Below are 23,955 nucleotides of genomic sequence, written 5' to 3'. Positions count from 1 at the left end.
CTACGGCGGGGCGGGGTCAGCGCACTGCCGCGCCGTCCCGCCACAGGTCGAGCAGGGTGCGGTCGCCGCTGAGTTCGAGCTGCTCGGCCTGACCGAGCTGTGCGGGCCGTGCGGCCTGTCCAGCCTGTTCGGCCTGTTCGGTCGTCAGCCGGTTCCAGAGCAGCAGGTAGAGCTCGTGGGCAGGGCCGGTGACGGTCAGGTCGGCGGGTTCCGGGCGCTCCTCCGTGGTGACGGCGAGCGGCTCGGGGGAGAGAGTCAGGTGCCAGGAGCCGGGGCCGTCGGTGGTCCGGATCCGGATGGTGCGCGGGCTGCCGCTGTGCACCGTCGGCCGGCCGCGGAGCATGAAACCGCGCAGCAGTTCGTCGATGCCGTCCAAGGCGAACGCGGCGTCCACCGCCGGGCCGGCCACACCGGCGGCCGCGTCGGCGTCGAAGCGGTGGACGGCGGTCTCGTGCGCCTGGCGCCGGGCCCAGAAGGCCAGCGGGCTGGGCGCGGGCAGGAAGGTCCAGCAGTCGAGGTCGGCCGGGGCCTCGGAGAGCGTCGTCACCAGTGCGGCATGGCCCTCGCGGAACCAGTCGAGCAGCGCGGCGTCCGAGGGCTCCGGGCCGAAGACGGCCTGCTCGCCCGCGTCGTCCAGCACCGTCCGCAGGCCCTGCCGGGGGTAGGCGGCGGCCCAGCGGTGGACCTTGCCGGTGTGGAGCAGCAGGTCGCGCAGCTGCCAGTCCGGGCAGGTCGGGACGGGGGCGGTGAGGTCGGTGCGGGCGGCGGCCTCGGCCAGCAGGGCGCCCTCGCGGCGCAGCGCGTCGAGGTGCTCGATGATCTCCATGGGTCGGAGTCTGCCAGCGGGCACTGACATCGGTGGCGGTTTTCGGACGGCTGTGTCTCGCGGTGCGGATCTCTCGGTGCCGGATACCGGACGGTCGTGGGGGCCGGAGGCCGGGGTGGCGGCGGTGCGGAAGGGGGTCGCGAGGCGCGTGTGATGTCGGACTCCCGGCGGACGGACCGACGCTACGGGCCGGTAACGTGAGCGCATGCCGATAACCCGTTCCCTTCTCTCCGCCGTTCGGGACGGTGGCCGCCGGGCCGCCGGACGCCTCGTCCACCGGGGCTGGCGCTGGATGCAGCGGAACGGCGCGGTGACCAACCGGAACCCCGGCCCGTACCGGTTCGGCGAACTGGGTGACGGCACCACACTGGCGTTCCCGCCCGGGGCGGTCTTCAACGAGCAGTGGATCACCATCGGGCCGTTCTCGATCATCGGCGAGCGGGTCACCATCAGCGCGGGCTTCCTGCCCGGGCTCGACCTCGGGCCGGAGCCGATCGTGCGGATCGGCGGCGGCTGCGTCATCGGCCGGGACAGCCACATCGTCGGCCACCAGTCGATCGTGATCGGCGACGACGTCTGGACCGGGCCCGGCGTGTACGTCAGCGACCAGGCCCACGAGTACCGGGACACCGAGCTGCCGATCGGCAAGCAGTGGCCGCGCAACGAGCCGGTGGAGATCGGCGCGGGCAGCTGGATCGGCACCGGCGCCGTGATCATGCCGGGCGCCCGGATCGGGCGCAACGTGGTGGTCGCGGCGGGCGCGGTGGTGCGTGGCGAGGTGCCCGACCACAGCGTGGTCGCCGGGGCCCCGGCCAAGGTGGTCCGCCGCTGGACCGAACAGGAGGGCTGGCAGCCGCCGCTGCGCCACGAGCCGCCCCAGCCGGTGCCGGACGGCGTGACGGCGGAGCAGTTGCGCGCCCTGGTGGGATGGGACCTGCGGTTGCCGGGGGAGCGGGACTGAGACCGCCCGGCCGGCCGTGAGCCCGTACGAGGCTGAACTGCTGAGCCTGTACGAGGCTGAACCGCTGAGCCCGGAGCGGCGGTTGACGTGCCCGTGCCGCTGTTACCGGTGGTGCGGGCGTCGCGTCCTCACCAGCCGCCTGCCGGGGTCGACTGCTCGGCGGTCCGGGCGGCGATCGCGGCGGTGATCCGCAGGACGTCCGCGGGGCGGGCCGGATCCAGGCCGGTCAGGACGGCGATCCGGCGCAGCCGGTAGTCGACGGTGTTCGGGTGCAGGTGCAGGGCGTTCGCGGTGTGCCGGCGGTTGAGGCCGCCGGCCAGGTGGGTGCGCAGCGTGGTGAGCAACTCCCCGGCGTCGGCCAGCGGTTCGATCAGCGCGGCGAGCCGGGAGCGGGCTCGGCTGGGCCGGGTGAGCTGGTACTCCAGCAGCACGTCGTCGAGTCGGTGCAGTCCGGGCGGGCGGCCGAACGCCCGGGCGACGTCCAGGACTTCGTACGCGAGGGCGGCGGCGCCGGGCACCTCGGCGGGGACCGCGGCGGCCGCTCCGGCCAGCACGGGCACCCCGGCGGCGCGGGCCGCGGCGGCGAGGGCGGCGGTGAGCTGTGGCCAGGCCTCCTCGGCGGTTCCGTCGAACGCTTGGACGGTGGAGTGGCCCGAGGCGGCGAAGTCGTCCGGTGCGGTGGTGCGGCCCGGGGCGGTGATGTGCTCCGAGATGGCGGTGCGATCCGAGGCGGCGGGGCGGTCCGGTGCGGTGGAGTGGTCCGGTGCGGTGGAGTGGTCCGGTGCGGTCGGCAGCGGGACGAGGACCAGGCCGCCGGTCGGGGTGAGCGTGCTGAGCGCCGACTGCCGGGTGCGGTGGTCGAGTTCGGCGCCGAAGCGGCGGACCTTGCGGCGGGCGGCGATGCCCGGGTCGATGCCGGGGAAGTGCTCGTCCGGGTGGTCGGCGAAGGACAGGCAGAGCACCGCGTAGCCGGCCGGCAGCCCGGTTCCGGCCCGGGCGGCGGCCTCCTCGGCGGGGGTGCCCGCGAGCAGCGCGGTGAGCAGGGACTGCCGGGCGGAGGACCGCCGGTCGACGGCCGAGCGCTGACCGTCCAGGTAGCCGGTGCCGGCGGCGGTGGAGGCCCGGCGGAGCTGGTCGAGCAGCAGGCGGTTGAGCAGCAGCAGGTCGGCGGCGTCACCGGCGTGGGCGTCCCGGGTGAGGAACTCCCAGCAGACCTCCATGCCGAGGTGGTGGGCGAGCAGGACGGCGTCCAGCGGCAGGCCCTCCTCGGCCCGGCGGGCGGCGGCCTCCCGTACGGCGGTGAACTCCTCGGCGGGGGCGGGCACTCCGGTGCGGACGGCGTGGGCCAGGGTGCGGATCCGGCGCTCGGTGTCCCGGGTGAGTTCACCGCCGAGCTGCTCCCGGGGGAGCCGGCGGTAGACCGGCACGCGGTCCAGCAGGGCGGCGACCACGCTCGCGGCCAACTCGCGCGCGCCGCCGAGGAGTCGCTGGTCGGCGGGGAGTCCGCCGATCACCGGGGCGCGCCAGGGGGAGGGGCGGTCGGCGGCCTCCGTGGGGGATCCGGGGGGCTGCGCGGCGAAGGCTTCGGCCGGGCGGCTCGTGGGGGTGCAGTGGGGCGCGTTGTGACCGGTCACAGAGAACACCGTCCAGGTCTGGGGAACGCCCAAGGGCCGGGCCGGAGGGGCGACCGCATCATTGAGCCACTCGGGTTACCTGTTGGTAACAAACTTCTGCTGTGGAGGCAACAGTTGAGAACCCCACTTCTCCGCTTCCCCGCAACTCCCGTGCGCCGTCGGCTCGGCGGGGCCCTCGGCGCGGCCGTCCTGGCGGGCGCGCTGCTGGTCGGTGCGGCGGCTCCCGCCACGGCGGCGCCGGTCGCCGCCGCGAACCCGGCCGTCACCGCGAACCAGGCCGTCACCGCCGCGGCCGAACTCCCGCCCGACGGCGACTCGGTGGCCTCGCCGCCCGGCGCCAACGACTGGAGCTGCCGGCCGTCCGCCGCGCACCCCGACCCGGTGGTGCTGGTGCACGGCACCTTCGCCAACCGCTACGAGAACTGGCTGGCGCTCTCCCCGCTGCTGAAGGGCCTCGGGTACTGCGTCTTCGCCCTCGACTACGGCACCATCCCCGGCATCACCTCCACCGGCAGCGGTCTGCTGCTGCCGATCGGCGGCCTCGGAGCGGTGCCCGCCTCGGCGGCCCAACTCGCCCACTTCGTCGACCTGGTGCGCGGTGCGACCGGTGCGGCCAAGGTCGACATCGTCGGTCACTCGCAGGGCGGCATGCTGCCGAACTACTACCTCAAGTTCCTCGGCGGGGCCTCGAAGGTGGACCGGATGGTCGGCCTGGCGCCGTCCAACCACGGCACCACCCTCGACGGGATCACCAAGCTGGCGCCGTACTTCCCCGGCGTGGCCGACCTGATCTACACCGTCTGCCAGGCCTGCCGCGACCAGGCGGTGGGCTCCGACTTCAACGCCACCATGGCCTCCCGGCCGGACACCGTGCCGGGGGTGCACTACACGGTGATCTCCACCGTGTACGACGAGGTCGTCACCCCCTGGCGGACCCAGTTCCTGAACGGGCCGGACGTGGACAACGAGGTGCTCCAGGACCACTGCCCGGTCACGCTCGCCGAGCACGTCGCGATCGCGTTCTCGCCGACGGCGCTGCACCTGGTGACCAACGCCCTGGACCCGGCGCACGCCACACCGGTGTTCTGCGGCTGAGCCCTTGCCGCGGCTGCCCGTGCCCCCGGTCGCTCCGGGGCACGGGCAGCGCGTCGTTCGGGCAGTTGGGCAGTAGGGCAGTTGGGCAGCCGGACGTTCAGGCAGTCCGGCGGTCAGCGGGTGGTGACCGTACGGAAGGTGATCGCGGCGGCGACCCCGTCGGGTCGCAGCTGATGGGCGCCGGGGGCGTCGAGCAACGCGGCGTCGTAGCGGGACAGTTCGAGGTCGTCGACGGCAGCCGAACCGGCCAGGCACACCAGCAGGACGGTCGCCGCCGACGGGACCTGGACGCTGCCGGGCCCGGTGCGCAGGTCGACGGTGGCCTCGACCCGGCCCCGGCGGGTCATCACGTTGAAGTCCACCACCGGACCGTCGAGCAGTCGGCAGTCGGTCGTGGCGTCACCGGGGAAGGCGAAGGGCCGGAACGGGGTGTCGATCGACTGCACCGCGCCGTCCACGGTGAGAGCCATTCCCGCGCCCTCGACCAGGGTGATCACCCGGTCGATGCCGGGGAACGGCGAGAAGGGGCCGGCCGAGGCGACGTCGGCGAGGCTCACCCGCCAGTCGAACTCGCCCAGCCCGGCCCCGACGGGGAACCCGGCGACCTCCCTGGTCACCCCGCCCCCGTTGAGCCATGCGGTGGCCGGGCGCTCGTTCGCCCGCAGTACCTGGATGCGTCCGGTGGTGGTCATGGGGCCGCATCCTGCCACTTGCCGGGCGGATCCGGCAGTGCCGGGTGCTGCGGGGGTGGCGGCGAGCAGCGAACAGCGAACAACAAACAGCGAACAACAAACAGATGACGGATAACAGAGACTGAAATCTGTTATCCGTCATCTGTCATTCGTCACCTGTTCGCTGCCATCCGCTACCGCTACCTGTCAGCGCCGTCCCACCGTCGGCGGGAGCAGGGCCGCCGCCGTGGCCGCGATCGCGACCGTGGTCAGGGCCAGCGGCAGTCCGGCCGCGTCGGCGAGGAACCCGATCACCACCGGCCCGATCAGCATCCCGCCGTACCCGAGCGTCGAGGCGAGCGCGACGCCCTGCGGCCCGCCCGCCGCACCGGCCCGCGCGATCGCGAGCGGGAACAGGTTCGCCAGCCCGAGGCCGACCAGGACGAACCCGGCGACCGCCAGCGGCACCGAGGGTGCCAGGGCGGCGAGCAGCATCCCGGCTGCTGCGGTCAGCCCGCCGAACAGCATCAGCCGGTTCTGGCCCAGCCGGATGGACAGCCAGGTCCCGCCGATCCGACCGCTCGTCATGGCGAAGGCGTAAGCGGCGTACCCGGCGGCGGCCGTTCCCGCGCTCGCGTGGACGTCGTCGGTGAGGTGGAGGGTGGTCCAGTCGGCGATCGCGCCCTCCCCGTACGCCGTGCACAGCGCGGTGAGCCCGAGCAGCAGCACCAGCAGCCGGACGTGCCCCCCGCCCGGGCGGTCCGCCGCGCCCGATGCGGAGCGAGTCTCCGGCGCGGAGCCTGTCCCCGATGCGGAACCCGTCCCCGGCGCGGAATCCGGGGCCGAGCCTCCGTCCGAGCGCTCCGGCACGACCATCGGCGCCGCCGGGCTGCGCAGCAGGACGACGCCCGCGCCGACGGTGACGGCCAGCCCGAGCAGCCCGCCGAGCGCGAGCGCCCACGCGGTGGTGAGTCGGTCGGCGAGCAGTCCGCCGAAGCCCGCGCCGAGCAGTCCGCCCAGGCTGTACCCGGCGTGGAAGCTGGGCATGACCGGCCGTCGCAGCTGTGCCACCAGGTCGACGGCGGCGCTGTTCATGGCGACGTTGGCGCCGCCGTACCCAGCGCCGAACAGCAGCAGTACGGCGCCGAGCGAGAGCACCGAGTGGGCGTGCGCGGGCAGTGGTACGGCGAGGCCGAGCACGGCGAGCGAGCCGACGGTGACCGGCCGCGAGCCGTACCGGAGGCAGAGTCTGCCGACGACCGGCATGGTGAGTACGGCGCCGATGGAGAGGCAGAGCAGGGCCAGTCCGAGGGCGCTGTGCGAGGCGCTGACCTGGCTGCGGACGTCCGGAATTCGGACGACCCAGGCGGCGAAGAGGAAGCCGTCGACGGCGAAGAAGGCGGTGAGGGCGAGCCGCGCGGGCCCCCAGGGCCTGTCGGCGACCGGGGGTGTGCTGAGAGACTGTGTGGGGGAGTGGTCGGCGTGGCGGTGGGAACGGATTTTGTTTCGAAGCGGCACAAAGTCACAATAGGGGCGTGCAGCTCTCACCTTCAAGCCCGCGGCCCCGCTCCGGGACCGATGCCGACGCGCAGCGCGACGCCCATCGCCGCGCGGCCCCCGACCGCGGTCGGACGCTGCTCGGACCTGCGCTCTCGCTCATCCACACCGGGCAGACCCCGACCCGGTCCGCCCTCACCCGCGCGCTGGACGTCACCCGGGCCACCGCCGGCGCGGTCACGGCCGAACTGGAGGCGCTCGGTCTGATCACCGTCGACTCCCGCCCGGCCGGCGGCGGTCGCGGCCGGCCCTCGCACCGGCTGGCGATCGACCCCCAGGGCCCGGTCGTGGTCGCCGGCCAGATCCACGCCGACGGGCTGAGCGTGACCCTGGCCGGCCTCGGCGGACTCCTCGACCCGCCCGTCCACCTGCCGCTGCCCGCCGCCACCGACCCGGTCCGGATGCTGCGCGCCGTCGCCCAGGCGGGTGCCGAACTGGCCCGCGCGACCGGTCGCCGCTGCCTGGCCGCGGCGCTCGCGCTGCCCAACCCGGTCACCGAACCGGACGGCACCGCGCTCGCCGCCCTGCACTTCGCCTGGCCCAGCGGCACCCCGGTCGCCGACCTGTACGACGTCGAGGTCGGCCGGGCCGATCACGGCCCGAAGGCGGTGCACCCGCTGCCCACCGCTATCGCCAACGACGCCAACCTCGCCGCGCTCGCCGAGTACCGGCACGGCGCCGGTCGCGGCGCCCGGCACCTGCTGTTCGTCACCTCGGGCCACCGCGGCGTCGGCGGCGCGCTGGTGATCGACGGCCACCTGCACACCGGCAGCGCGGGGCTCGCCCTGGAGGTCGGCCACCTCACCGTCGACCCGCAGGGCCGCCCCTGCGTGTGCGGCAACCGCGGCTGCCTGAACTCCGAGACCGACCCGGACGCGCTGTTCGCCGCCGCGGGCCTCACCCCGGAGCCGGGGCGCCCACTGCTCGACCAGGCCCGCGAGCTGTGCTGGGCGGCCGCGACCGACGAGCGGGCGCGGGCCGCGGTGGAGCACGTGATCGACCGGCTCGGACTCGGACTGGCCGGGGTCGTCAACATCCTCAACCCGGACCGGGTGGTGCTCAGCGGACTCCACCTCGACCTCCTGGAGGCGGCTCCGGACCGGCTGCGCGCGGTGGTCGCCGACCGCAGCCTGTGGGGGCGCAGCGGACGGGTGCCGATCGTCGGCGCGGAGCTGGCGCACGGCGCGCTCGCGGGCGCGGCCGAGCTCGGCTGGGGGCCGTACCTGGCGGACCCGCAGTCGGTGCCGGTGTAGCGCTGGGGCCGGGCGGGCCGGCCGGAGCGGGATCCGAGGGGCAGGAGCGGCGATAAGCGGAACCTGGGCCTCGGGAAACGGTCACTTATCGTGACACTCGTACACTCGTAGTGAGCAGCGGGGGGCCGCAACGAGGGAGTAGTGACCATGAGCACCCAGTCCGGTGGAAGCCTCGGCACCGAGCCGACCGGCGCGGTCCAGCCGACCGGCGACGTTCGGCCGACCGGCGACGTCGACCGCTCCGACCAGCAGTACCGCGCCTGGCTCAAGGAGGCGGTGCGCAAGGTCCAGGCCGACGCCAACCGCTCCGCCGACACCCACCTGCTGCGCTTCCCGCTGCCGGCCGAGTGGGGGATCGACCTCTACCTCAAGGACGAGTCCACCCACCCGACCGGCTCGCTCAAGCACCGGCTGGCCCGCTCGCTCTTCCTCTACGGGCTCTGCAACGGCTGGATCCGCCCCGGCAAGCCGGTCATCGAGGCCTCCAGCGGCTCGACCGCCGTCTCGGAGGCGTACTTCGCCCAGCTGATCGGGGTGCCGTTCATCGCCGTCATGGCGAAGAGCACCAGCCAGGCCAAGATCGACCTGATCGAGTTCCACGGCGGGGAGTGCCACCTGGTCGACCGCTCGGACGAGGTGTACGAGGCCTCCGCGCGGCTCGCCGAGGAGACCGGCGGGCACTACATGGACCAGTTCACCTACGCCGAGCGGGCCACCGACTGGCGCGGCAACAACAACATCGCCGAGTCGATCTTCGCCCAGCTGCGCCTGGAGCCGCACCCCGAGCCGGCCTGGATCGTCGCCACCGCCGGGACGGGCGGCACCTCGGCGACCATCGCCCGCTTCGTGCACTACATGCAGTACGACACCCGGATCTGCGTCGCGGACCCGGAGAACTCCTGTTTCTTCGACGGCTGGGTCGACCACGACCCGGACGCCGTGTGCGCGAGCGGCTCCCGGATCGAGGGCATCGGGCGGCCGCGGATGGAGCCGAGCTTCGTGCCGGGCGCCATCGACCGGATGATGAAGGTGCCGGACGCCGCCTCGATCGCCGCGGTGCGGGTGCTGGAACGGGTACTCGGGAAGAAGGCCGGGGCCTCCACCGGGACGGGGTTGTGGAGCGCGCTGCGGATCGTGTCCGAGATGCGGGCGGCCGGCCGGACCGGCAGCGTGGTCACCCTGATCTGCGACCCGGGGGACCGCTACCTGGACAAGTACTACTCGGACGACTGGCTGGCCGGTGAGCGGATCGACATCGCGCCGTACCGGGCCGTGATGGAGTCCTTCCTGGCCGGCGGCGCCTGGACGGGCTGACAGCGAACAGCGAACAACAAACAGAGTTCAGATAACAGATTTCAACATCTGTTATCTGAACTCTGTCACTTGTCGCCAGCCACCCGCTCCGGGCTTCCCGCTACCCGCCCGCACCCCGCCGCCGGATCACCGCCCGCCCGTTCGCGAGGTCGATCCCCGTCCGCTTCGGCGCACCGTCGTGCTCGTCGTCCCGCAGCACCAGCTCGACCCGCCGCTGTTCGAGCTGCACCCGCTTGCTCGGGTACAGCAGCGCGTGCAGCTCCTCCGTCGCGGTCGCGCCCGCGCCGCGCTCACCGGGTGCGGCGTGTCGGGTGCGCAGGCGTCGTGCCACCGCGCCGAGGAAGAACAGCACCACCAACCCCGCCGGCAGCAGCAGTCCGCCCGCGGCACCCGTCAGAAGCATGCCCATGTCCGCCCCAACGCCCCGTCGCGGTAAGAGAGTTCCCGCGCCCTGGGACCCGACGTTACGGCAGCGGCGCGGTCGGCAGGTCCGCCGGGATCAGCAGCTGCAGCTCCTCCGTGGACGGGTCGGCCAGCGCCGCCACCCGCACCGCGTGCCGTTCGACCATGGTCTCGAAGACCTGCCGGGCGGTGCGCCCGTTACCGAAGTTGGGGCCGCGCTCCAGTCGGGCGAAGTGCTCCAGCAGTGCGGCCCCGGTCGCCTCGCCGAGTGCGTACTCGTGCTCCGCGCACTGCGCCCGGGCGATCTCCAGCAGCTCGTCCGCCGTGTAGTCGGGGAAGGTGATGGTCCGTGAGAAGCGCGACGAGACACCGGGGTTGGCGGACAGGAAGCGTTCCATCTCGGCGGTGTAGCCCGCCACGATGACGACCACCTCGTCCCGGTGGTCCTCCATCAGCTTGACCAGGGTGTCGATGGCCTCGCGTCCGAAGTCCCGTGCGCCGTCCTCCGGTGCGAGCGCGTACGCCTCGTCGATGAACAGCACCCCGCCGCGGGCCCGGTCGAAGGCGGCGGCGGTGCGGATCGCGGTGGAGCCGATGTGCTCGCCGACCAGGTCGACCCGGGCCACCTCGACCAGGTGTCCGCGCTGGAGCACCCCGAGCGAGGCGAGGATCTCGCCGTACAGCCGGGCGACGGTGGTCTTGCCGGTGCCGGGGGCGCCGGTGAAGACCAGGTGCCGGCGCAGCGAGGGCGCCTTGAGTCCGGCCTGGCGGCGGCGGCGGCCGACCGAGATCAGGTCGATCAGGGTGCGCACCTCCTGCTTCACGGTGGCCAGTCCGACCAGTGAGTCCAGTTCGGCGAGCGCCTCGTCGGCCGGCCGGCAGTCCGGGATCGGCCCGATCGCGGACGTCGCCGTCGACGCGGCCGAGGGGGCCACGCCGGCCGGAGTCGATCCGGCGACCGCCGAGGTCAGCGAGGCGGCGGTCAACGCCGGAGCCGTGGGCGATAGTTGGGGAGACCTCGGGGTCGGCAGCTCGGGCAGTCCGGAGCCGGTCGGGCCGGCCGCACCGGTCCGGGCCACGTCGTCCGAGGTGCAGCCCTCCGCGATCGGCCCCGGTTCGGAGAACTCGAACCCGGCCCGCTCGTTCTGTTCCGCCCGGCACCGGGTGAGCTGGGTGCGGCAGCCGTCGATGATGTGGAAGCCGAAGCCCTTGCCGTGCGAGACCCGGCAGTCCTCGAAGGTGCCCCGGCCCTGCGCCGAGACGTACACCCCGGCGTCCGTGCTGGCCCGTACGGTGCACTCGCGCAGCACCGGGTCGGCGCCCTTGGTGACGATCACCCCGGTGGCGACGTCGGAGATCTCGCAGTCGGTGAGCAGCCCGCCGCTGCCGTGGTCGCGGAACCAGAGCCCGGTCCCGGCCTCCTGCACCCGGCAGGAGGCCAGCGAGACGGTGGCCCCGCCGCTGACCGAGACCGCCGAGCTGCGGATCCGGCTGAACGAGCAGCCCTGGGCGACGGCGGCGGAGTCCCGGTCGAGCACGAACAGGGCGTCCGGCAGGTCGTGCAGGGAGCAGTCGGTGAGGGTGAGTCGGGCGCCGTCGCTGACCCACAGCGCCGGGTACTCGCCGGAGGAGCCGTGGATCTGGCAGGACTCGGCGGCCGCTTCGGTGCCCTGGTCCCAGACCGACAGCGCCCCGCGGCCGAAGTCCCGCACGGTGCTGTTGACAAGGCTGAGCTTGGCGCGTCCGCGCAGGTCGGCGCCGTTCTCCGGGAGGTCGTGCACCCGGCAGCCGGTGAGCACCAGTTCGGCCTCGCCGTCCAGGGTCAGGCCGTTGCCGGTCACCCGGTGGATGTCGCAGTCGACCAGCCGTCCGCCGGCCTGCGCCTCGGCCTGCACGCCGCTGCCGCGGATCTCGTAGATCTCGCAGCCGGTGAGCTCGGCGGCGCTGCCCGGGTCGGAGAGCAGCACCCCGGCGCCGGAGGCGTGGTGCACCCGGCACCGGTCCAGGGCGGCGGTCGCCCCGCCGAGGACGGCGAGCCCGGCCTGGCCGGCCGCGGCGACCTCGCAGTCCTCGAAGGCGGCGGCGGTTCCCTCGCCGCGCAGCCGCAGTCCGAGTCCGCCCGGGTTGGCGACCACGCAGCCGCGCAGGGTGGGCCGGGCGCCGCCGACGATCTCGACCCCGGTGGCGGAGCGGGTCTCGATCCGGCAGCCGCTGAAGGAGGGCGTCGCCTGCGGCCCGGTGACCAGGACTGCGGGGGTGGAGCTGTCCCCGCCCTCGACCACCAGGTCCCGTACGGTCGCGGCGGCGGTGACGGTGATCGCTACCCCGGAGGCCGGCTCGATCCGGACGGTGCCCGGGCCCTGGGCCGGGACGATCGTCACCGGCTTGTCCAGCAGCAGGTTCTCCCGGAAGGTGCCCGGCCGGACGGTCACGGTGTCGCCCGGCTCGGCGGCGGCCAGCGCCTCCGCGAGCGTGTCGTACTCGCCCGCGCGGCGGCGCCAGCGGGATGCGCTGTCCTGGGTGACCCGAACCCTGTGCTCAGCCATGACGATCTGTCGTCCCCACCTTCGTCGTGCCGGCGATCAACGGGCCGTGGGCGCGGGGGTGCGCGGGCCGTCCGCCCACCGTAGCGCGCCCGGACGGGTGGTCCGTCCGCCCGTCCGGACCGGTCCGGGGGGACGGCCCGGCCGTCCGCCGCCGGGCGGACACGGGGGGAGCCCACCGCGGCCACAGGTTCCGACCACTTGTTTCAACGAGCGCGCACAGCCGGAGTTCCGTCCCGGACGGACCGCGCGCGGAACTCCGACCAGGGCGCGACGGCGGCTCAGCGCCCGTCGGCGGTCCAGTGCGCCCCGTCCTCCAGCACCTCGACGTCGTCGCCGAGCCGCAGCGTGCCCAGCACGTCGCCCTCGACACCGGCGGGCCGCTCGGGGATCAGGTTCTGGCCGAACGCCGCCTTGCGCAGCAGCCTGTGGTGCCGGGCCAGGGTGCGCAGCGGTTCGGGGCCGCGCCGCTCGCCGGTCTCCTGGTCGGTGGTGGTGATCACGCAACGGCCGCAGGGCTTGACCACCTTGAAGGTGAGCGCGCCGATCCGGATCCGGCGCCAACCGTCCTCGGCCCAGGGCGCGGAGCCGCCGACCACCACGTTGGGGCGGAAACGTTCCATCGGCAGCGGCTGGTGACCGGCGGGGTCCCCGTCCTGCTCCGCGGCGATCAGCTCGTTCAGCCGGTCCAGCGAGCCGGTGGTGGTGAGCAGCAGCGGGAAGCCGTCGGCCATCGAGACGGTGTCGCCGGGCGCGCCGTACTCGGGGTCGACCGGCCGGGCGCGCGGGTCGTCCAGGTGCACCAGGCGGTAGTCGCCGAGGTGTTCGGCGATCCAGAGGTGCGCCTCCTTGGCGGCTTCGGCGGCGCGGAAGCGGGTGCCCCAGACCTCGACCTCGGCGACCGGGTCGCCGGCGTCGGCGGCGGGGGCGGTGACCTCGATCCGGGAGCCGTCGGGCGCGGTCAGCGCCAGCGCGCCGTCGGGCAGCAGGCCGACCCGGATCTGTCCGAGGGCGGTGTTCTCGCGCTGGCTGACGAAGCGCCCGGTGGGGTCGGCGAGCATCCAGCGGCGGTCTCCGGCCAGACCCCAGGGATGGACCGCGGCGGTTTCCGGGCTCAGGCGGTACATCGACTTGACGGGGTGGACGTGGAGTCCGGTGAGCTGCATCCCCCCATCCTGCCAGCAGCGCTCCGGCCGGTCGCACGCCCCCGGCCCGGCCCGCTTCCCGCCGCCCGCGTCCTCCGTCCGTTCCCGCCACCCGACCCGCCGCACAACCCGGTGCCCGACCCTCCGCACACCCCAGTGCCCCCCGTACGCGCACGGACCGCCCGGTACGCCGTGGGGGGCGTTCCGGGCGGTCCGTGGATGACCCGTTTCTCCGTTCGCCCGGCGCTCGGGGGTCGCCGGGTGCTGTTCAGGTGGTGCGGGTGCGGGCCGGTGGGGTCGGCCCCGGGTCAGTGGCTCAGTAGCCCTGCCCCTGCGGCTGGTAGCCGCCCTGCTGGTAGCCGCCGGGCTCGCCGTACGGGCCCGGACGCTGCGGCTGCATCGGGCGGACCGGCGCGACCGGCGCCATGGCCGGGCGCAGCTGGCCGCCGCCGAAGCCCTGGTCGGCGCCCTGGCCGCCGGGGAAGCCGGGGCCGGCCGGGTTCGGGCCGCCGAAGGACTGCTGGCCGCCGAAGCTCTGCGGACCGCCCTGCGGGGCGCTGCCGGGCTGGCCCTGGCCGAAACCGGCCGGCCCACCGGTCGGCTGCGCGCCGAAGGTCTGCTGGCCGCCCTGGCCGATGAAGGTGTTCTGGCCGCCGAAGCTCTGGCCGCCGGTCGGCTGGTAGCCACCGCTGGCGGTCTGCGCGAAGGTCGGGGCCGGGGGCTGCTGCCGCTGGTACGGCTGGGGGGCGCCGTAACCGGGGACGGGCGGCTGGGGCGCGGCGGCGTACGCGGGCGCGGGCTGCGCCGGGATGTACGCCGTGGCCGGGCCGGCGGAGGGGCCGCTGCTCGGGCCGGGGCCCAGGGCGAGGCGGGCGGGCGGCAGCGCGGGGAGGTTGCTGCCGGCGCTCTCGTACCCGTTGCCGTACCGGTTCTCGTAGGACTGGCCGAGGCCGGATCCGTAACCGGAGGACAGTGCCGGCGGGAGGGCGGCCGGCACGTTGATGGGTGCGATCTGGGGGACACCGCGCTCAGCCACGAGGCTGTCGTAGATCGGCGTGCCGGAGGAGAAGGACGGAGAGGGGTAGCCGACTCCGTCGTAGGAGCGGGGCGAGGTCATGGGGCATACGGTAAGCCCACAATGCGGCTGCTGAGGAGAGCGGGAGGGGGAGCAGTTCGAGTGTTTACACAGTCTTCGCCCGCACAAAGGTTTCGAAAGTAGGAAGAACGGACATAACGGCGCTCGGTTCCGGACAAGTCTGGCGCCCCGTCAGTGATCGAACAGTGCCCGGACGCGGCCGCCGGAAGACCTTGCGGTGACCGGGCGGTGGACGCCCGAGGGCCTCGTGGAGAAACTTTTGCGCACGGGGCGTGCGCCGGCGCATTCGAGCCCCCGCCGACGGTGCGACGGGGGCTCGTGAATGTTTGGGGAATAAATTTCCCGTCAGGGCCCAGAAGGGGTGATCCGGACGAGGTCCGAGCGGGGCGCAGCCGGTCCGGAACCGGCATGCAGCCGGCCCGGAACCGGACAGGAGCCGGCGTCCGAGGCCGGCTCGCAGCCGGCCTCGAACCCGCCCCGGGCACACCGCCGTCGGGTCGTCAGTGCGACTGCAGCGCCTGGGACTGCGTCGGCAGCCCGGGCCGGGCGGCGACCTCGGAGGTGCAGAACGAGCAGCGGGTCGCGGCGGCCGGGATCGAGCTCAGGCACTCCGGGCAGTCCGCCTTGGCGACCGGCGCGGGCCCGCTCTTCTCGAAGCGGTCGTGGAGCTTGCCGACAGGCACCACCACGCAGAAGTAGATGACGGCGCTGACCAGCACGAACCCGATCACCGCGTTGACGAAGAGGCCGTACGGGAACTTGGTGCCGCCCACCTCGAAGGTCTTCTGGGTGAAGTCGCCCACCGCACCGGTGGCGACCCCGACCAGCGGGGTGAGGAAGGCACTGACGAACCCGGTGACGACGGCGGTGAAGGCCGCACCGATCACGATGCCGACCGCGAGGTCCACCACGTTTCCGCGCAGCAGGAAGCTGCGGAATCCCTTGAACACCGGGTGACTCCAAATCCGAACGGGGAAGGGGGAGATGGGGCAGCGCGAGGGGCGCCCCGGCCGGACATCCTGCCGACCTGCCGGGGTCGAGGTCCAACCGCGTTCACCCGATCCGCGTAACCGTCCCGCGCCCCGGGCCCGGCCCGCCCGGGCGGCGCCGGGGCCCTCCGCGTACCGGCCGTTCGCCGTCCGACGGCTCGTGGTTGACCCGATGGTGTGAGCCGGTGGCCGACGCGGCGTACGAAGGAGCGGAGGGCGGCCGGGCGGAGCGGCGAGGGGCGAGACGGGGCGCACGGCGGTCGCAACCGGCGCACGACGGCGGGCCTTCAGCGCACAACGGGTGTACGGGCGCGGGCGCACGGGCCACCACCAGGTTGCGCGAAGGGGCTGTACCGGGCGGGACGCTGTGCCAAGGTCGGTCCATGCCCGACCATACTGCGGCCGATCCGGCCGGAGCCCGCCCGCGAGTCCTGCACCTGATCAGCGACGAACGCCGGGGCGGCGCCCAGAACTTCGCCCGTGACCTCCACCGGGAACTGCGCCGTCGGGGCCAAGCCTCCGCACTGTGCGCGCTCGCCCCGCACCCGGCCGTGCCACCCGCCCGGCCGGGTGCGGCCGTTTCGGGGCCGTCCGCGGGGCCGTCCGCAGGACCGTCCGCCGTCCCGGGGAAGCCGACGGCGGCGGGGACGTCGGGGGGCCCGGTGCTGCCGGGATTGTGCACCGCGGGGACGGCCGTCCCGGGCACCTGCGGTGAGGGCTGCCCCGACACGGCCCGGCTGCGCGCCGCCGCCGTCCTCGGCCCCGGCCGACTGCGCCCGACCACCCTGCGGGCCCTGCGCTCCGCCGCCCGCGCCGCCGACGTGGTGCTCGCGCACGGCTCCGACACCCTGGCCGCCTGCGCCCTCGCCCTGGCCGGTACCACCACCCCCTTCGTCTACGTCTCGGTCGGCCACCCCCGCTACTGGACCGCGACCCGGCTGCGCCGACTCCGCGGCGGAGCGCTGATGCACCGGGCCGCCGCCGTCACCACCCTCACCGAGCAGGCCCGCGAGGTGCTGGAGGAGCAGTTCGGACTGCCCGAGGGCAAGGTCCGGGTGATCGCCAACTCCCGTGCCGCCGAGAGCTATCCGCCCGCCGACGGCCGGGACGACCGGCGCGCCGCCCGGCACGCCCTGGGCCTGCCGGCGGACGTCCTGCTGGTCGCCTGGATCGGTGCGATATCCCCGGAGAAGCGGCTCGACCTCGCCCTCGACGTGCTCGACCGGCTGCCCGACGTCCGGATGGCCGTCGCCGGGGACGGCCCGCTGCTGGAGGCGCTGGCCCGCCACCCGGCCGCCGCCCGCGCCCACTTCCTCGGCCCGCTGCCCGACCCGGTCCCGCTCTACCGGGCCGCCGACGCGTTGCTGCTCACCAGCGACAGCGAGGGGGTGCCCGGTGCGCTGATCGAGGCGGCACTCGCCGGGGTGCCCGCGGTGGCCACCGACGTCGGCTGGGTGCGCGAGGTGGTCCGTGACGGTGCCACCGGAGCGGTGGTCGCCCCCGGGGACCCGCTCGCGCTGGCCGAGGCCCTGGCCAAGGTGCTGGCCTGCAATCGCGCGGGCCTCGGCGCGGCCGCCCGGGCGCACGCGCTGGAGCACTTCGAACTGGGCGCGGTGGTGGACGACTGGCAGCGCCTGGTCACCGAGGTGTGGACGGGTGCCCCCGCCCACTGAGCCGCGGACCGCCCAGCTGAGCCGCCCAATTGGTCCGACCGGTTGGTCCGACCGATTGGTCCGACCGGTTGGGCCGCCGTTCCAGGAGCGTCGGGCGCGCGGGCCCCGTTACGCCGTTCGGGCGAATCCGGGCCCGACGCCCCGTACCGACTCGCCGGTAACGGGACGTCAGCACCACACTGCCCGGTGTGAACTCGAAGTCGCTGCTGCGGTCCACCGTCCTGTTCGCCGTCGCCGCCGGGATCGCGGTGTCCCCGGTCCAGGCCGGTGCGGCGACCCACCAACCCCCGTCCGAGGGCGCGCAGTTCGTCCGGCTCGACCACCCGCAGCCGGTGCGCGAGAACGCCCGCACCGAGGCCGTCGAGTTCTTCTGGTACGACTGCGGCCACTCGCAGGCACTGGAACAGCCGCTGCAGGCCTGGGCCGAGAAGCACCGCTCCGACGTCGCGCTGCGCCGGGTCCCGGCGATCTGGCAGGGCAGCCCGGACGAGGGCACGCAGCGCGCCCACGCCCGCCTGTACTACACGCTGGAACGCCTCGGCCTGGTCGAGCGCCTGCAGGTCAGCGCCTTCCGCGCGATCCACACCGACCGGGCCGACCTCACCACCGAGGCCGCCGCCACCGACTGGGCGGTGCGCCACGGCGTCGACGCCCGGAGCTTCCGCACGGCCTACGACTCCGCCGAGGTGCGGACGTCGGTGGACGACGCGGCCGCCCAGTTCGTCCGCTACGGCATCAACGAGCTCCCGACGGTGGTCGTCCAGGGCGAGTACCGCACCTCGCCGACCAAGGCCGGCGGCGTCGAGGCGATGCCCGAGGTCCTCGACTACCTGGTGCAGCAGGAGCAGGTGCAGCGGCACGGACAGGTGCAGCGGCACGGACAGGTGCAGCGACACTGATTCCCCGTTGCTCCCCGTTGCTCCCCGCGGTTCCCCGTGGCGCGGCCCGCAATCGGCTGCGCCGGTACGGGAGTTCAGTCGCGGCGCAGCAGGTAGGTGACGAAGCCGAGCGTCCCCCGGTAGCCGTCCAGCCACCCGGAGCGGTGGCGGTCCGCGGCCTCCCGGGCGGCCGCCGCGTCCGGGTGCTCCGGGTGGTCCAGCGCCCACGCGGCCAGCGAACCCGTCCAGGAGAACTCGTAGTCGTCCCACTCCAGGGCCGTGCTGACGTGCCCGTACACCGGGGTCCAGCCGGCCGCGAGCACCCGGTCGGTGGTGGTCGCCAGGTCCGCGAAGTCCTCCGCGGCGGCGCCCAGTCCGTCCAGCGCGGCCCGCGACGGCGGGTGCTCCCAGAACCCCTCGCCGACCAGCAACCGCCCGCCGGGGGCGAGGAGTTCACGGGCCGCCGCGAGGGTGGGCAGCAACCCGTCGAAGGCATGGGTGGCGCCCACGCAGAGCACCAGGTCGAAGGGCTCCCGGTCGGTGAACTCCCGGGCGTCCCGGTGGTGCAGGCCGATCCGGCCCGCCACGCCGAGCGCGGTCGCCGTCTCCCGGGCCCGGGTCAGCGCCGCCGAGTCCACGTCCACGCCCACCGCGCGCCAGCCCGGCCGCGCGGTCAGCGCCCGCAGCAGCCAGGCGCCCTCGCCGCAGCCCAGGTCCAGCGCCCGGCCGGACTCCCGACCGCCCAGCGCGCGCTCCAGCAGACGGGCCACCGAGTCGTCCGCCAGCGGTGCCGCGATCGGATGGTGGGCATGGGCGAGCCGGGATATCCGCTGACGGTCCATCCGAGCAGTATGGATCAGCCCGGCCCGCAGCGCCGGGCTTTTTCGCGCCGTCCCGGGGCCCGTGGACCAGCCGTCCCGGGCCCGTCGGTGCAGCCGGGCGCCATGCCCGTCGGTATCGCCCGGGGCTACGCCCGTCGGCGCCCGGGGCTACGCCCGCGAGTACGTCCGCCCCTTCCAGGCCGCCCCCCGGCCGAGCCAGTGCTGCACCGCCGAGTCCACCGTCATCAGCAGGTACAGCGCGGCCGTGAACGGCAGCAGCAGCACGGCCGCGGCGGGCTGCCCGTAGTAGCGGACCATCGGCAGGTAGGTGCCCGCCATCAGCGCCCAGGCCGCCCCGCCCGCCACCGCGACCGCCGGCGCGCCCGCCACCAGTCCGGCCACCGTCGCCACCGGCGGCACCAGGTACACCAGGGCCAGCCCCAGCACCGTCCCGAGCAGCAGCAGCGGCGAGTGCCGCAACTGGGCGTACGCGCTGCGCGACACCATCCGCCACAACTGCTCCAGCCGCGGGTACGGCCGGATGCTGTCCACCACCCCGGACAGGCCGAGCCAGGTGCGCCCGCCCGCGGTCTTCACCGCCCGGGCCAGCGAGACGTCGTCGATCACCGCCCCCCGGACCGCCGCCACCCCGCCCGCGCGCTCCAGCGCGTCCCGCCGCACCAGTGAGCAGCCGCCCGCCGCGGCCGCCGTCCGCGCACCGGGGCGGTTGGCCCGGCGGAACGGGTACAGCTGGGCGAAGAAGTACACGAAGGCCGGGACGATCAGCCGCTCCCAGCCGGTCTCCACCCGCAGCCGGGCCATCTGCGACACCAGGTCCAGCCCCGCGGACTCGGCCGCGGCCACCAACTCGGCCAGCGAGTCCGGGCCGTGCGCGATGTCCGCGTCCGTCAGCAGCAGGTACTCGACGTCCGGACCGGCCAGTTCCACCCCGTGCCGCAGCGCCCACAGCTTGCCCGTCCAGTCGGCCGGCAGCGGGGGAGGGGAGGTGACGGTCAGCTCCAGTCCGTCCATCGTCCGCAGCTCCGCCGCCAGTGCGCCGGTGCCGTCCGAACTGTGGTCGTCCACCAGGATCACCCGCGCCCGCCCCGGATACCTCTGCGCCAGCAGGGTCGGCAGGCTCACCGGCAGCACCGCCGCCTCGTCCCGGGCCGGCACCACGATCGCCGCCTCCGGCCACCGCACCGGCGGGCGACGCGGTGGCAACCGGACGTCGGTGCGCCAGAACCCGCCGTGGCAGCACGCCAGCCAGAGCCAGACCAGCAGGGAGAACGCGGCGATCCACAGCAGGACGGTCACCCCGGCAGTCTGCCGCAGAACGGGTCGCGACGGGTGGATCGACTAAAGTCTTGCCTCGTGAAGATCGCACTGATGGACTCCGGGATCGGCCTGCTGGCCGCCGCCGACGCCCTTCGGAAGCTGCGCCCGGACGTCGATCTGGTGCTCTCTTCCAACCCGGCCTCGATGCCGTGGGGACCGCGCACGCCGGAAGAGGTCACCGAGCTGGCCCTCGGCTGCTGCCGGGCCGCGGCGGCCCACGCACCGGACGCCCTGGTGATCGCCTGCAACACGGCCTCGGTCCACGCGCTCGCCGCGGTGCGCGCCGAGTTCGAACCCGGCCTGCCGATCATCGGCACCGTCCCCGCGATCAAGCCGGCCGCCGCCCTCGGCGGCCGCGTCGCCATCTGGGCCACCCCGGCGACCACCGGCAGTGCCTACCAGCGCGGGCTGATCCGTGACTTCGGCGGCACCGCCGACATCACCGAGGTCGCCTGCCCGGGCCTCGCGGACGCCGTCGAGCACGGCGACGACGAGGGCATCACGGCGGCCATCGCCGACGCGGCCGCCCGGACGCCGCAGGGCATCGACGCACTGGTGCTCGGCTGCACCCACTACGAACTGGTGGTCGACCGCATCCGCGCCGCCGTCGCCCCCACCGCCTCTCCGGCGCTCACCTTCCTCGGCTCCGCGGACGCCGTCGCCGCCCAGGCCCTCCGCCGGGTCGCCGACCCCTCCCGCCCCGGCACCGGCACCCTCACCGTCCTCCACGCCGGCATCCCGGCGACCCTCCCCGGTACCGCCGCGCTCTACCCCCAGGGCCGCACCCTGGCCCCGGTCACCGCCTGACCCCTGGCCGAGCCCGGTACCGGAAGTCGGCCCGGCCGACTTCTCGCGCGAGGCAGGACATCCCCGTGCCTTCCCGAGTCGACTTGTCGATGAAGGAGCGCCCGCCCGGCCGGTGCCCGCAGGTGGCTGGATCACGCGCCCGGCGGTACCGACCAGGCACGGCGCGTGCCTGACCGGCAGGCCGCTCGGCGCACCCTGCCGCCGGCACGCCCTGCCGCGCGACGCACGGAACCGCGCCGCGCAGGAAGTCGACCGGCCCGACTTCCTGCGCAGCGGTGACCCCGTCGGTCAGGCCACCGCCTGGCGCCGCCAGCGGCGGTAGGCGGGTTCGAGGCCGGAGAGGATGGTGTCGAAGCGGCGGATGCTGGTGCTGGAGTCGACCTGGAGGCGGCTGATCTGGAGCGGGTGGGTGGGGAGTCGGGGGCCCAGGCGGTGGTCGGAGAGGAAGCCGAGGCGGTAGCCGAGCTCTTGCAGGACGGTTTCGGCACGCGGGTCGTGGCCGCCGTCGGGGTAGGCGAAGGCGATCGGGGGTTCGCCGAGCCAGTGGGTGAGGGCTTCGTGGGCGCCGGCGATCTCCGCCCGGACGGTGGCGTCGTCGCAGCGGCCGAGGCACGGGTGCCCCTGGGTGTGGTTGCCGATGGCGACGCCGCCGGCCCGCAGGGCGAGCAGGTCGGCGGGGGTGAGCTGTTCCTGGCGGGGCGGCCGGCGGTCGGCGCTGGCCCGCAGTTCGTGCAGGCTGCGGCGCCGGTCCGGGTCGGGCATGGCCTTGAGCCGGGGGAGCAGCTGGGAGGGGTGGCCGCAGTCGAGTGAGCGGGCGCGGCCGCCGTGGCGGGCGAGGAAGTCGGCCTCGTGCCACCAGAAGGGGCGCTCGGTGCCGATGAGTTCGGAGATGACGAAGGCGGTGGCGGGGATCCCGCGGGCGTCGAGGGCGGGCAGGGCGTGGGTGAGGACGCTCCGGTCGGCGTCGTCGAAGGTGACCAGGACGCTGCGCGGCGGCAGCGGCCGCCGCTCGGTGACGGCCTGGAGGACGGCTTCCAGCGAGACCGGGGTGGCGAGCCGCCGCAGCCGGTCCAGCTGGGCGCCGAAGGAGCGGTGGTCGGTGACCCCGTGGTAGGCGAGCACGGCGAGTCGCTGGGCGGCCCGGGCCCGGAACAGCGGCTGGACGGGGGCGAACCGCAGCCATTCGCCCCGTGCGTCCTGCTGCTCCGGCTCGGTCCGTTCGGCGTCGACGTGCCCGCTTCCGGTGGACGGCGTTCCGACGTGCGTGGCGTCCGCATACGTCGCGTCCGCGTACGTGGCGTCCGCGTACGTGGCGTCGACGTGTCGTACGTCGAGGAGCCTGGTGTCGAGTCGCTTGGTCTCGCGTCGCTTGGTGTCGATGCGCTTGGTGTCGAGGCGCTTCGCCTCGACGGGGGGTCGGCCGGCGCCGTGGTGGTCGGACGCGTAGCCGGTGGGAGGGGGCAGTGCCCGCACGCCGGGCACGGGCCTGGCGCGGGCGGTGGAGGTCGACGGGGTGGATTGGGTCTGCGGCAACGGTTCCCCCTTGGTCGCCGAGCGGCGTGGCGGTACCGCCGGAGGACGGAGCCCGGCCTCCGACTCCAGGGTGCGGCGGCTCCGCCCCCTGGGTATTCCGGTTCCCGGTGGGGGGTTCTCACCCGTCCCGGGAACGGCTCCTGGATCACTCGATGCCATTGAGACCGCTGCACCAGGCGGATGGTTGTACCGGGGGGACGAGGATTTTTCGTGGACTGATTGTGGAGCATGCACACGTGTCCGCAGGCCGGGAGCACCCCCGGAGAGGCCTTGCGGAGCGTGTCCGGGCCTTCACTCCCTGCGGGCTGCCCCGGGGCCCGGCCCGGGGTACCTTGGGCTCATGGCAGATGCGGACCGTGATCCCTTCCACCTGCACGGTGCGACCCGTTGGAACCGCGCGTGCAGTGGCGGAGCCCTGGTCACCCACCGGATTCCGCTGGCGGTGACGGGCTTGGCCTGTCTCGCGCTGGGCATCGTCGTGGCCGTGATCGTTCCGGACAGTGACGGTCCGGCCTGGGCGATGGCGGTGGCCGGCTGCCTGGCGACGGGGGTCCTGCTGCTCGGCCGGATCGCCTTCGGGGTGCTCCGTCGGCGGGGTGCCACGCTCTGACGGCCGGGGTGACCGCCGGTCGGGCGGAGGCCTTCCGGGTGCTCCCGGGCACTTCCGCGCGGTCCGTGCGATTGATCAACAGATCGATCGAAATTGGTCAGAACGACCGAATTCCAGCTCATCCGACAATTCTCTGCGCTCTTCTTCCGCCATTCCCGGACAGCGGCTTCGTCCCCCCTCTACTGTGAATGCGTTCTGGCGGCTCGGAACGCCCTGAAGGGGGAGTGATGAGCGGCAGACCGGATATCGCCGTGTCCGCCTCATGAAACGCGGTGGCGACCTCGCCGTCACCGCCCTGGCCGCCGTCGTCGCGCTCCCACTGGCCCTGCTGATCGCCGTCCTGCTCCGCTGCGGGACCACCGGACCGGTGCTGCTCCGGCAGACCCGCACCGGACGGCACGGGCGCGAGTTCCGGATCCTGCGCTTCCGCACCGATCCGCACGGCCGGCTCGGCGCCCTGCTGCGCCGCACCGGCCTGGACGAGCTGCCCCGGCTGTGGAACGTCGCCCGCGGCGAGATGGGCGTGATCGGCCCCCACCCGGACCGGCCCGAGCAGGTGCTCCGCTACTCCGGCCGGGAGCGCGGCCGCCTCGCCGTACGGCCCGGACTGACCGGTTGGGCCCAACTGCACGCCGACCGCCCGCTCACCCCGCCGTCCCGGGCCGAACTCGACCTCTGGTACGTCGAGCACCGCTCGCTCCGGCTCGACCTGCGCATCCTCGGCCGCACGGTGCTCGCCGCGTTCCGCCCGTCCGCCACCCGCCCACTGGACGAGGAGGGCGGGCGACCCGCTCGATAGGCTGCGCCGC

Annotated in this window: 21 protein-coding genes; 9 read left to right on the top strand and 12 right to left on the bottom strand. The window is 74.5% G+C overall.

Annotation, left to right across the window (positions count from 1 at the left end; translation table 11 throughout):
- Positions 1 to 16: 16 nt before the first annotated feature.
- On the bottom strand, positions 17 to 826 hold the full coding sequence (locus tag ACIP4P_RS41800; RefSeq protein ID WP_400928660.1) for a maleylpyruvate isomerase family mycothiol-dependent enzyme: 810 nt from the start codon (positions 824 to 826) through the stop codon (positions 17 to 19).
- Positions 827 to 1,031: 205 nt separating this feature from the next.
- Between ACIP4P_RS41800 and ACIP4P_RS41795 the strand changes: the two genes are divergently transcribed.
- The gene (locus ACIP4P_RS41795) at positions 1,032 to 1,787 is read left to right on the top strand and encodes a DapH/DapD/GlmU-related protein (protein ID WP_350516032.1); all 756 of its coding nucleotides are present in this window, start codon (positions 1,032 to 1,034) and stop codon (positions 1,785 to 1,787) included.
- 128 nt (positions 1,788 to 1,915) lie between these two features.
- Here the strand turns inward: ACIP4P_RS41795 and ACIP4P_RS41790 are convergent, their stop codons facing one another.
- Positions 1,916 to 3,421 (bottom strand): PucR family transcriptional regulator, encoded by a 1,506-nt coding sequence (locus tag ACIP4P_RS41790; protein WP_400928656.1) that lies wholly within the window; start codon positions 3,419 to 3,421, stop codon positions 1,916 to 1,918.
- Positions 3,422 to 3,535: 114 nt separating this feature from the next.
- Between ACIP4P_RS41790 and ACIP4P_RS41785 the strand changes: the two genes are divergently transcribed.
- Positions 3,536 to 4,516 carry an esterase/lipase family protein gene (locus tag ACIP4P_RS41785; protein WP_400928653.1) on the top strand — a complete coding sequence of 327 codons (981 nt, stop codon included), beginning with the start codon at positions 3,536 to 3,538 and terminating at the stop codon, positions 4,514 to 4,516.
- A gap of 113 nt (positions 4,517 to 4,629) precedes the next feature.
- Here ACIP4P_RS41785 and ACIP4P_RS41780 read toward each other — a convergent pair whose 3' ends face one another.
- Both ACIP4P_RS41780 and ACIP4P_RS41775 read right to left on the bottom strand, forming a co-directional pair.
- Positions 4,630 to 5,208 carry a HutD family protein gene (locus ACIP4P_RS41780; RefSeq protein ID WP_400928650.1) on the bottom strand — a complete coding sequence of 193 codons (579 nt, stop codon included), beginning with the start codon at positions 5,206 to 5,208 and terminating at the stop codon, positions 4,630 to 4,632.
- Positions 5,209 to 5,394: 186 nt separating this feature from the next.
- Positions 5,395 to 6,705 carry an MFS transporter gene (locus ACIP4P_RS41775; RefSeq protein WP_400928647.1) on the bottom strand — a complete coding sequence of 437 codons (1,311 nt, stop codon included), beginning with the start codon at positions 6,703 to 6,705 and terminating at the stop codon, positions 5,395 to 5,397.
- Between the two features lie 17 nt (positions 6,706 to 6,722).
- Here ACIP4P_RS41775 and ACIP4P_RS41770 point away from each other — a divergent pair, with 17 nt between their 5' ends.
- Positions 6,723 to 7,997 (top strand): ROK family protein, encoded by a 1,275-nt coding sequence (locus tag ACIP4P_RS41770; RefSeq protein WP_400928644.1) that lies wholly within the window; start codon positions 6,723 to 6,725, stop codon positions 7,995 to 7,997.
- A 147-nt stretch (positions 7,998 to 8,144) separates the two neighbouring features.
- Positions 8,145 to 9,311, top strand: a complete 1,167-nt coding sequence (locus ACIP4P_RS41765; protein ID WP_400928641.1) for a PLP-dependent cysteine synthase family protein — start codon at positions 8,145 to 8,147, stop codon at positions 9,309 to 9,311.
- A gap of 100 nt (positions 9,312 to 9,411) precedes the next feature.
- On the opposite strand, the gene ACIP4P_RS41760 is transcribed toward ACIP4P_RS41765, so the two are convergent.
- The 5 genes from ACIP4P_RS41760 to mscL form a co-directional block, all read right to left on the bottom strand.
- Entirely contained in the window at positions 9,412 to 9,720 is a 309-nt protein-coding gene (locus tag ACIP4P_RS41760; protein WP_400928638.1) for a DUF6191 domain-containing protein, read from the bottom strand.
- A gap of 55 nt (positions 9,721 to 9,775) precedes the next feature.
- Positions 9,776 to 12,259: a right-handed parallel beta-helix repeat-containing protein gene (locus ACIP4P_RS41755; RefSeq protein WP_400928635.1), complete on the bottom strand. Its 2,484-nt coding sequence runs from the start codon at positions 12,257 to 12,259 to the stop codon at positions 9,776 to 9,778.
- Between the two features lie 278 nt (positions 12,260 to 12,537).
- On the bottom strand, positions 12,538 to 13,422 hold the full coding sequence (locus tag ACIP4P_RS41750; protein ID WP_400928632.1) for an MOSC domain-containing protein: 885 nt from the start codon (positions 13,420 to 13,422) through the stop codon (positions 12,538 to 12,540).
- 295 nt (positions 13,423 to 13,717) lie between these two features.
- Positions 13,718 to 14,518 carry a DUF6643 family protein gene (locus ACIP4P_RS41745; protein WP_400928629.1) on the bottom strand — a complete coding sequence of 267 codons (801 nt, stop codon included), beginning with the start codon at positions 14,516 to 14,518 and terminating at the stop codon, positions 13,718 to 13,720.
- 479 nt (positions 14,519 to 14,997) lie between these two features.
- Positions 14,998 to 15,447, bottom strand: a complete 450-nt coding sequence (gene mscL, locus ACIP4P_RS41740) for a large conductance mechanosensitive channel protein MscL (protein WP_400928626.1) — start codon at positions 15,445 to 15,447, stop codon at positions 14,998 to 15,000.
- A 422-nt stretch (positions 15,448 to 15,869) separates the two neighbouring features.
- On the opposite strand from mscL, the gene ACIP4P_RS41735 reads away from it, so the two are divergent.
- Both ACIP4P_RS41735 and ACIP4P_RS41730 read left to right on the top strand, forming a co-directional pair.
- Positions 15,870 to 17,159 carry a glycosyltransferase family 4 protein gene (locus tag ACIP4P_RS41735; RefSeq protein ID WP_400928623.1) on the top strand — a complete coding sequence of 430 codons (1,290 nt, stop codon included), beginning with the start codon at positions 15,870 to 15,872 and terminating at the stop codon, positions 17,157 to 17,159.
- A 188-nt stretch (positions 17,160 to 17,347) separates the two neighbouring features.
- Positions 17,348 to 18,058, top strand: coding sequence for a thiol:disulfide interchange protein DsbA/DsbL (locus ACIP4P_RS41730; RefSeq protein ID WP_400928620.1), 711 nt, complete (start codon positions 17,348 to 17,350; stop codon positions 18,056 to 18,058).
- A gap of 74 nt (positions 18,059 to 18,132) precedes the next feature.
- Here ACIP4P_RS41730 and ACIP4P_RS41725 read toward each other — a convergent pair whose 3' ends face one another.
- Positions 18,133 to 18,879 carry an SAM-dependent methyltransferase gene (locus tag ACIP4P_RS41725; protein ID WP_400928617.1) on the bottom strand — a complete coding sequence of 249 codons (747 nt, stop codon included), beginning with the start codon at positions 18,877 to 18,879 and terminating at the stop codon, positions 18,133 to 18,135.
- A 147-nt stretch (positions 18,880 to 19,026) separates the two neighbouring features.
- The gene (locus ACIP4P_RS41720; protein ID WP_400928696.1) at positions 19,027 to 20,166 is read right to left on the bottom strand and encodes a glycosyltransferase; all 1,140 of its coding nucleotides are present in this window, start codon (positions 20,164 to 20,166) and stop codon (positions 19,027 to 19,029) included.
- Between the two features lie 66 nt (positions 20,167 to 20,232).
- Between ACIP4P_RS41720 and ACIP4P_RS41715 the strand changes: the two genes are divergently transcribed.
- On the top strand, positions 20,233 to 21,003 hold the full coding sequence (locus ACIP4P_RS41715) for a glutamate racemase (RefSeq protein WP_400928614.1): 771 nt from the start codon (positions 20,233 to 20,235) through the stop codon (positions 21,001 to 21,003).
- Positions 21,004 to 21,291: 288 nt separating this feature from the next.
- Here ACIP4P_RS41715 and ACIP4P_RS41710 read toward each other — a convergent pair whose 3' ends face one another.
- Positions 21,292 to 22,536: a polysaccharide deacetylase family protein gene (locus tag ACIP4P_RS41710; protein ID WP_400928611.1), complete on the bottom strand. Its 1,245-nt coding sequence runs from the start codon at positions 22,534 to 22,536 to the stop codon at positions 21,292 to 21,294.
- A 340-nt stretch (positions 22,537 to 22,876) separates the two neighbouring features.
- Here ACIP4P_RS41710 and ACIP4P_RS41705 point away from each other — a divergent pair, with 340 nt between their 5' ends.
- Together ACIP4P_RS41705 and ACIP4P_RS41700 are read left to right on the top strand one after the other, a co-directional pair.
- Complete coding sequence (locus ACIP4P_RS41705) at positions 22,877 to 23,146, top strand: hypothetical protein (RefSeq protein WP_350516016.1); 270 nt, start codon at positions 22,877 to 22,879, stop codon at positions 23,144 to 23,146.
- Positions 23,147 to 23,408: 262 nt separating this feature from the next.
- The gene (locus ACIP4P_RS41700; RefSeq protein WP_400928607.1) at positions 23,409 to 23,945 is read left to right on the top strand and encodes a sugar transferase; all 537 of its coding nucleotides are present in this window, start codon (positions 23,409 to 23,411) and stop codon (positions 23,943 to 23,945) included.
- Positions 23,946 to 23,955: the final 10 nt, after the last annotated feature.

This window comes from Kitasatospora sp. NPDC089509 (assembly GCF_044749365.1).
Classification (GTDB): domain Bacteria; phylum Actinomycetota; class Actinomycetes; order Streptomycetales; family Streptomycetaceae; genus Kitasatospora.
The sequence above is the reverse complement of the archived record's forward strand: the minus strand, read 5'-3'. Positions and strand labels throughout refer to the sequence as shown.